The organism is Stenotrophomonas sp. YJH_SMC_133, from assembly GCF_059370655.1.
This window is the reverse complement of sequence record NZ_JCAFTW010000020.1, coordinates 33,455-40,937: the sequence shown is the minus strand read 5'-3', so window position 1 is coordinate 40,937 and position 7,483 is coordinate 33,455. Positions and strand designations below refer to the sequence as shown.

At 69.1% G+C, this 7,483-nt stretch carries 8 protein-coding genes; all 8 read right to left on the bottom strand.

What is annotated here, in order from left to right; all coding sequences use genetic code 11:
- Window positions 1-247: 247 nt before the first annotated feature.
- Genes gspD through xpsH form a run of 8 tightly spaced genes read right to left on the bottom strand, consistent with a single transcriptional unit; the run spans window position 248 to window position 7,478 of the window.
- Entirely contained in the window at window positions 248-2,449 is a 2,202-nt protein-coding gene (gene gspD / locus AC5P78_RS20455) for a type II secretion system secretin GspD (protein WP_049397571.1), read from the bottom strand.
- 9 nt (window positions 2,450-2,458) lie between these two features.
- Window positions 2,459-3,253, bottom strand: coding sequence for a type II secretion system protein, XpsN-like (locus AC5P78_RS20450; RefSeq protein WP_495217349.1), 795 nt, complete (start codon window positions 3,251-3,253; stop codon window positions 2,459-2,461).
- Window positions 3,243-3,956 carry a type II secretion system protein GspM gene (gspM, locus tag AC5P78_RS20445; protein ID WP_024958718.1) on the bottom strand — a complete coding sequence of 238 codons (714 nt, stop codon included), beginning with the start codon at window positions 3,954-3,956 and terminating at the stop codon, window positions 3,243-3,245. Before gspM ends, AC5P78_RS20450 begins: the two co-directional genes overlap by 11 nt.
- On the bottom strand, window positions 3,931-5,076 hold the full coding sequence (locus tag AC5P78_RS20440; protein ID WP_012479115.1) for a PilN domain-containing protein: 1,146 nt from the start codon (window positions 5,074-5,076) through the stop codon (window positions 3,931-3,933). Before AC5P78_RS20440 ends, gspM begins: the two co-directional genes overlap by 26 nt.
- Window positions 5,073-5,936 (bottom strand): type II secretion system minor pseudopilin, encoded by an 864-nt coding sequence (locus tag AC5P78_RS20435; protein WP_005408029.1) that lies wholly within the window; start codon window positions 5,934-5,936, stop codon window positions 5,073-5,075. Before AC5P78_RS20435 ends, AC5P78_RS20440 begins: the two co-directional genes overlap by 4 nt.
- Window positions 5,933-6,565 carry a type II secretion system protein J gene (locus tag AC5P78_RS20430; RefSeq protein ID WP_012479114.1) on the bottom strand — a complete coding sequence of 211 codons (633 nt, stop codon included), beginning with the start codon at window positions 6,563-6,565 and terminating at the stop codon, window positions 5,933-5,935. Before AC5P78_RS20430 ends, AC5P78_RS20435 begins: the two co-directional genes overlap by 4 nt.
- Window positions 6,562-6,987: a type II secretion system protein XpsI gene (gene xpsI, locus AC5P78_RS20425; RefSeq protein WP_005412203.1), complete on the bottom strand. Its 426-nt coding sequence runs from the start codon at window positions 6,985-6,987 to the stop codon at window positions 6,562-6,564. Before xpsI ends, AC5P78_RS20430 begins: the two co-directional genes overlap by 4 nt.
- Window positions 6,984-7,478 (bottom strand): type II secretion system protein XpsH, encoded by a 495-nt coding sequence (gene xpsH, locus AC5P78_RS20420; protein ID WP_043033855.1) that lies wholly within the window; start codon window positions 7,476-7,478, stop codon window positions 6,984-6,986. Before xpsH ends, xpsI begins: the two co-directional genes overlap by 4 nt.
- Window positions 7,479-7,483 lie beyond the last annotated feature (5 nt).

Genomic DNA, 7,483 nt, shown 5'->3' with positions numbered 1-7,483 from the left:
GGGCTGGTCCCTGCCTAAGGCCAGCCAGGGCGCAAGACCAAAGGCTGCCGGCCAGCGGCCGGCACTACCGTGCCCGTCTCATGGAGGGGCCAAGTCCCTCCATCAACACAGTTGCTACATGGACGTATTTACGGCGTCCCCGCAAACCCACAGTGCCCCGCCATCCCTCAGTAAACCCGCTGTTGCTGTTGCTGTTGCCCCAGCTTCGGCCTCTGCGGATGCCGGGCGCAGCCCGGCCGCAAACCCCTTACTTCTTTGCGCGCGGCTGGTTCAGCGGCTCCATCGCGCGGAAGCGCTGGCTGTACTCGTCGGTCAGATTCCGCGCTTCCTGCCCGTTGCGCACGATGCTCGGGGTCAGCAGCACGATCACCTCCGAACGGCGGCTGGTGCGGCTCTTCTGCCCGAACAGCGCGCCGACCACCGGAATCCGGCTCAGGCCGGGAATGCCGCTGCTGCCATCGGTGGCCGAATCGGTGATCAGGCCGGCCAGCATGATGGTGTCGCCGCTCTGCACCGCCGCTTCGGTCGACAGCTTCTTGGTGGAAATCCGCGGGTTGCAGTTGCGCTCGGTCGGATTGCAGTTGTCGGGCACGTTCGAGGCGCTGCTCACTTCCTGCACGATATCGAGGAACACCGTGCCATCGCGGGTTACGCGCGGGCGCACCTTCAGGATCACGCCGGTGTCGATGTACTGCACCGAACTGTAGGTGCCGGTGCCGATACCGGTGTTGACCGTGGTGGTGTTGATCGGCACCTTGTCGCCCACGTTGAGCGTGGCCTCGGCGTTGTTACGCACGAACACCGAGGGGGTCTGCAGCAGGCGTACATCGGTGACCTTGTCCAGCGCGCTCACCACCGCCGCACCATTGTGGCCGGTGAATGCCCAGCCCAGGCCTTCGCCACCGGTTGCGGCACCGGCGAAGCTGCTCCAGGAGCCACCCGCTGCTGCCGGCAGGGTCACGCCGCCCAATGCTCCCGTCAGGGCACGCCCGGCCACGGCATTGTCGAAGAACCAGTTCACGCCGTACTTCAGGTCACCATCCAGCGACACCTCGGCCACCTGGGCTTCGATGTGCACCTGCAGCGGCATCACGTCCAGCTTCTCGATCACCTCGCGGATCGAGCGCCAGGCCTGCGGGCTCGAACGCACCAGCAGGGTATTGGTCTCCTCCACCGCCGAGACGCCCACGCGATCGCCTTCCACTTCCAGGCTGACGCTGACGTTGCCGGACTGGCGCTGCGGCAGGTTCATGCTGCCGTTGCCGGAACCGCTGGAACCGCTGCCCGGGGTCGAACCGAAACTGCTGCTGTTGTTGCTGTCCATGCCGCGCTCGCCGTCGCTGCCCAGCTGCGATGGAATCGCGCCGGGTGCCAGCGATGCCGGGCTGGAGCCGCCGCGGTTGCCGCTGCTGGCGAAGGCTTCACTCAGCCGCTCGGCCAGGTCGCGCGCCTTGATGTAGCGCAGCTCGTAGGAGAACAGGCGGGCGCTGCCACCGGCGGTATCGATACGGTCCAGCCACTGCTGGATCTGGTCCAGGTAACGCACCTGCGGGGTGATCACCAGCACGGCGTTGGCGTTTTCCAGCGGCAGGAAACGGAACATGCCGGCGCTGGGGGTCTTGCTCTCCTCGCCGAACACCTTCTCCAGATCGGCAGCGACCTGCTCGGCCTTGCCCGACTGGATCGGGAACACGCCCACCGACATGCCCGACAGCCAGTCGACGTCGAAGATCTCGACGGTGCGCATGTAGTTTTCCAGCTCGGCGCGGGTACCGCCCAGGGTGATCACGTTGCGGCCGCTGTCGACGTTGACGATCGCATTGGGCCGCGCATAGGGCTCCAGCACCTTCTTCATCTCGGTGGCGGAGATGAACTGCAGCGGGATTACCCGTACCTCGAAGCCACGCGCACTGGCTGCAGGCGCCGTGCTCGGCGCAACCGTACCGGCCAGCGCCTGGTCGGCAGCGACGATGTTGTAGCGGCCACCGCTGTAGACCATGCGGGCGTTGTTCCAGCCCAGCACCATCTCCAGCAGGTTCAACGCCTGCGCCGGCGACACCGGCTTGGGCGTGGCCAGGGTCACCGTGCCCTGCACGCCCGGTGCGATCACGTAGTTCTGGCCCAGCATGTCACCGAGGATGGCCTTGACCACCGCGTGCACCGACTCGCCTTCGAAATTGAAGGTTGCTTCACCGGTGCTGGCGCCATGCAGCGCCGGTGCCGGTGCACGTGCTGCTTCGCGGTTGATCATGGTGCCGGTGCCACGGCGGATCACCGCCTGCGGAGCGCCCTGGGCGTCACGGGCAGCATCTGCTGCGACATCAGCTGCCTGGCCGGCCTCGGCAGTCGGCGACAGATTGCCCTTGCGCTGCACATGCGGCGCGGACACGGTGCTGCAGCCGACCAGCAGCGCGAGGGCAAAGGACCAGGGAAGAAAACGCAGGCTCATGCATTCACTCTATCGGTTGGTGCCATCGCCCGGGGGCGGCGACGGTTGTTGCTGCTGTTGTTGCTGCAGCTGGCGGCGACGGGCCTGGATGCGTTCGCGGATGGCCTGCATCTGCGCTTCGCTGGGGCCATTGGTGTTGGCAGGAGGTACCGCGGCGGCGGCTGATGGCACGCTGCTGGCGGGCTGCGGCTGCGCGGTTGCGGTTGCAGCAGCCGGAGGTGGGGATGGCATCGGCGGTGCGCCCGCCGGCGGTGGCACAACGACCGCACCCGCCGGCGGCGCGCCATTGGCACCCCGCAGTACGGTGGGCGGCTCGCCGCCCTGGCCATTGAACACGGCCAGTTCCAGCACCTGGCTGCCGCTTGGGCCGATCACCGTGGCCTGGCGCGGCGCAAGCCCCACAAGTTGCCAGCCGTCCACCGCTTCGCCGTTGAGGCGCAGCCGCAGCGAACGGTTCTGTTCGGTGGTGAAGGTGGCCATGCCGAAGTCGCCGGTCAGCAGCACGCCGGTCAGGCGCAGCGCGGCGCTGGCGGCCGGCTCGCTGCCACCGAGCAGGTAGGGCTTCGGCCTGCGGTCCTCGGCGAACAGCGGTCGCTCACCGATCGCGCTGTAGCTGTCGGCGCTGGGCATGCGTTCTGCGGCCAACCGCGGCAGCACCGGCAGCGAAGGCACCGCATCGGCATCGCCATCCGCACCTGGCAACTGGCTGCCCAGACCGAAGCCGGTGGCCAGCCAGACCGCCGCAGCCCAACCGGCCAGGGCCAGCAGGAAACCGGTGCGCAGGCTGATCTGCTCAAGTTTCATCAGCGACCTCCTGTCCCTCGACCGGCGCCGCCGGTGCGGGGGCGGGTGGCGCTGAAGGCGGCTGCGGCGCGGACACCGGTTCGGCGGCAGGCGCCGGCGCACTGCCATCGGCAGCAGCCCCCGGCAGCAGGTAACCAGCCAGTTCGAATGACACATCCAGGCCGAGCCCGGATTCATTCGGCGACTGCTGGAAGCGCTGCGCGATCAGGTTGAGGTTGTCGACGAACAGGCGCGGGCTGCCGGTCTCCAGGCTGTGCAGCACCGTGGCCAGTTCGGCCACGCCACAGCGCAGGCGCACCTGCATGGCGACGCGCACGAACTCGGCGTCGCGGCGGTTGTCGGTGAGCGGCGTGCGGTTGCTGATGGTGCAGCTGCGGTTGCCCGGGCTGGCCATCGCCACCGCATCCTGCAGCTTCGCGCCGAGCGCAGCGGCTGCAGCCTCGGCGGTGGCCTCGCGCAGGAAGCCCGGCCGCTGCTGCAGTGCCTCGCGGGTGGCACGCAGGCGCTGTTCGATCTGCGGCTGCTGCTGCAGCTGCGCCTGCACGCGCTGCTCGCGCTCGCGCAGGGCGGCGACATCAGCATCGATTTCGCGCAGCGGCTGGGTGAACCAGGGGTGCACCAGCAGCAGGTAGGCCAGGCCCAGCACTGCCAGCAACAGTGCCAGTGCCAGCCAGCGGTCACGGCGTGCGCTTGGCATCGGCATCGGCCGCCTCCCGGTTCGGGGCTGCCGCCGGCAACGGCTGCAGTTCAGCGGTCATGGTGAAGCGGTCGCGGCCACTGGCGGCGCCGTCAGCCTGCAGTACGCCGGTCAGGTTGACCTTGCGCCACTGCGGCGCATCCTGCAGCAGCTGCACCAGCTGCGAGGCCTCGCGGCTCAGGCCGATCAGCTGCAGGTTGTTGTTCTCGATGGCCAGTTTTTCCAGGTACGTTCCCTCCGGCAGGCGCCGGGTCAGTTCGTTCCAGATCTCCACCGTACCCGCGCGCTGGCCGCGCTGCTTTTCGAGGAACGCGGCACCGTCGATCAGCGCCTGCAGCTGGGCACGTTCGCTGGCCACGCCACGTGCACTGCGCGCGCTGCGCTCCACCTGGGCACGCAGTTCGTCGGCTGCCGCGCGGCGATTGTCCAGCACCTGCAGGCCAGACAGCACCAGCATCACCACCGCCGCCACGGCCAGCAGAAGGTTCCAGCGCCGCATCGGGTCGGCCTGCAGCTGACGCTGCGCGGGCGGCAGCAGGTTCACCTGCAGGATGTTGCCCTGCGCGTCAATGGCATCGACACCGGACAGTGCATCGGCCCATTGGCCCACGTTGCTGCGCCAGGCCTCGAGCTGCCGCAACGGCCAGGCCACCAGTTCGACCTGCAGCTGGCCCTCGCCCGCCGCGCCACGTTCACGCACGTCATAGCTGACCTGGCTGGATTCAAAAGGCGTCTGCCGGTCGATCTCGAAACCGACCACCGCACGCAGGCGGTCAGCCGCCGCCGCCGGCAGGCGCAGCTGCCGGCGCAGCACATCGCTTGCCGGCAGCAGCCACACCCGCGGCAAGCTGCGCAGGCGGGCTTCCAGCACGCGATCCAGTTCGGCCGGGGACAGCGGCCACGGCAGCCGTACGACCGGTTCGCGGCGCTCCCCCGCCTCACGCCAGACCTGAAGGTGGTCGCCTTCGCGCTGCAGCAGCAGGCGCGCCTGTGCCCAGCCCAGTGCCCACTGCCAACGTGCCGGCACCCAGGCCAGCAGCGATTGCCGCCACCAGCGCAGGAAACGGCCGGCGCCAGGGCCGATCCGGCCCTGTACCTGCCGCACACTGTCCTGCCATGCCGTCATCTTGCTGTCATTCCCTGCTCCCAGCGAAGCACTGTGTAGGACCGCCCGGGAACCCCGCCCGAGCCATTGCGTACCACTGCCTGCAACACCGACCGGCGTCCACTGCCGTCGGTTGCACGAGACTCGATACTATAGGTGCCGCTGCTGCTGGCAAGCGTTGTCGCACCGCCAGCGGTATCTGCGTCACGCTCCTGCTGTGCGCGCTGCGCCAGCACGGTATCCGCATCCAGGCCCAGTGCGGTCAGCACCGGCGCGCTGGCAAACTGGGGATCCGGGCGCGCCTGGCGGCTGTACAGGGTCAGGTGCGGCAGCATGGCCTGGTACAGCGGGCCGCGCATGCCGAGTACCCGCTGCAGCTCGCCCAGCGTCTCGAAACGCTTGTTGCGGGGGCCATAGGGCAGGCCTGCTGCGGCATAGTCGGGCGCTTCGGCACCGCCGCCGGGCTGCAGCAGGCTGTCTTCGTCGCGCCAGTCGACGATCGCGCCGGCCAGCTGGCGGGCCTGCGCTTCGTCTTCACCCAGCGCCTTGAGGAAGGCGCTCAGCAGAGCCACGTCGGCCAGGTTCAGGTTGATCTTGCCGTTCTCGTCCAGCACCTTGATCTCGATGCTGGCGTCATCGAACTGCCAACGATAGACACGGCCATCGGCGCGCCAGGGCGCCCGCTGCGGATCGGCGGACAGGCGCGTCAGCGCGTACTCAAGTCCCGCCCGTGCACGCTCCTGGCCACGCGCATCATCATCCAGCACCCGCTGCTGCAGGTGCTCGACCCGCGCGCTCAACGCGAACGCGCCCACCAGCGCCGTCATCAGGGCGATCAGCCACAGGACCAGTACCAGCGCCGCGCCGTGCGCCCGGCTCATCGCGCTCCTCCACTGCCGCCCGCGCGCGGAGCGACCACCAGTGCAGGCCAGGGAGCGCCCTTGGCGGGCACGATCTGGATCTCCACCAGCATCGGCAGGCGCCGGGTATCATCCCAGCGCGGCATCCAATCAGTCACCTGCCCGGTGCTGGCATCGATGCCGCGATAGCGTAGTTGCACCGACTTGAGGTTCTCCACCAGCACCTCCGGTGGGCGCGGCGGAGTTTCGGCGATGCGCTCGCCCTCCTGCAGCAGCACCAGGTCGAGCAGGAGGCGTTGCTGGCCGCTGCGGCCATCCACCTGCAGTGCATGCAGGTAGGCACCACCACGGCCCAGATAGCCCGGTAGATCGGCCGCGAACAGCATGCGTTGCTCTTCGCCCTGGAAGAAGATCGGTTCGCGGGTGGGATCGGGCACTTCCAGCGGCGTGCGCAGCGCACCGGCCAGCTGCCGCCGCAGCAGAGCCTCGACCGCACGCATGCGTTCGCTCTCGGCGGCAATCTGCTCGCCACGCTGGCTCACCGCCATCGCCGAGCGCACGCTGGCAAAGGCCAACGCCAGGCCACCGGCCAACAGCACCGTGGCCAACATCACTTCCACCAGGGTAAAGCCTGCGGCGCGTCGCTTCATCGCGCGCTCTCCAGGTCCGGCGGCAGCAGGCGCAGGCTGCGCCAGCGCAGTTGTTCCCGTTCGCCTTCGCCCCAGCGCACCTGAAGCTGCAGCTCGGCCAGCCAGGGAGCCCCCGGCGATTGCGCCTGTGCCTGTACCGCGCTGGCGGCACGCGGCTCGACCCATGGCTGTACCTGCAGCTCCCAATGGTATCGGCCCTGTTCCCAGTCGCCCTGCTGGCTGCCCACCTGCAATGGCGCGGCGACACCGGCTTCGGCCAGCAGCGATTGCGCATGCAGCACCGCACGCGTGCGCAGCTCGGCCTCTCGGACCTGTTTCGCGCCACCTGACAGGCTGCCCAGAAGCAGCGTCAGCGCCAGGCCCAGCAAGGCGAAGGCGATGATCACTTCCAGCAACGTAAAACCACGCGCCTGCCGCTTCATGGCGCCTGCCACGGGCCGGAGCGGACCTCGCCGGTCAGCCAGCCGACATCGATGCGCCATTCGGCGCCCTCACGTTGCAGGCGGATGCGGCCACCACTGGAGCCACCATCGGGATGGAACTCGATCACGCCCTGCCCCGGCGCGGCGGCCAGCTGCGCGGCACCTTCGAACTGCACCTGCAGCTGCGTCGGCACATCGCCCTGCCGCTGGTTGGCCCCCTGCCAACGGTGACGCGCCGGCTCGATCACGAAGCGCTGCGGCTCACCGCGCGCGATGGCCTGGGCGCGCACCATGCGCAGCTGGTTGGCGATGTCCTTGCCGGCGCTGCGCAGCTGCATGCCGGCAAAGCCGCGCGACAGACCCGCAGCGGTGATCAGGCCGATCGCGGCGATCAGCGCGATCACCAGCAGCATTTCCAGGAGCGACAGGCCCGCTGCGCGCCTGCCGTGCAGGCGCGGGCGAGGCAGCCGGCGCGGCAGGAAATGCGTCATGCCCG